At 55.0% G+C, this 540-nt stretch carries 1 protein-coding gene; it reads left to right on the top strand.

What is annotated here, in order from left to right; genetic code table 11:
- On the top strand, positions 1-540 hold a 540-nt coding region (locus tag ACQY6F_RS19075; protein WP_428776706.1), incomplete at both ends, for a histidine kinase dimerization/phospho-acceptor domain-containing protein.

The following is a 540-nucleotide window of genomic DNA, read 5'->3' as shown; positions in this document are numbered from 1 at the left end:
ACGCCCCGGCACATTATAGTCTTCCCGGTGATGTATGAAGGCCGGGTGCTGGGCGTGATCGAACTGGGCACGTTGACCGAATTCGACCCGGCGCAGAAGGAATTTATACAAACGGCCCTGAACAACATCGCCATTGCCTTCAACACCGCCCAGGCCCGCGACCGCATCAATGAACTGCTGGCCGAAACCCAACAACAAGCCGAAGAACTGCAAACCCAAAGCGAAGAACTGCGCGTGGCCAACGAAGAACTCGAAACCCAAACCAGAAGCTTGCAGGCCTCCGAAACCCAATTGAAGGAAAAACAGGCCGTTTTAGACCAGCAAAACCGGGAACTGATGATTGCTCAGGAAGAACTGGAACGCAAGGCCAGAGAACTGGCCCTGGCCAGCAAATACAAATCCGAATTCCTGGCCAATATGTCCCACGAACTGCGCACCCCCCTCAACAGCCTGCTCATCCTGGCCCGCATGCTGGCCGATAACAAAGAGGGCAACCTGACCAAAGAACAGGTTGAATCCGCCCAGATCATCTACAGCGGT

Source organism: Vibrio sp. (assembly GCF_050299255.1).
In the GTDB taxonomy this organism is placed as follows: domain Bacteria; phylum Pseudomonadota; class Gammaproteobacteria; order Enterobacterales; family Vibrionaceae; genus Vibrio.
Note: the sequence above shows the minus strand (reverse complement) of the source record. Positions and strands in the feature narration are given on the sequence as shown.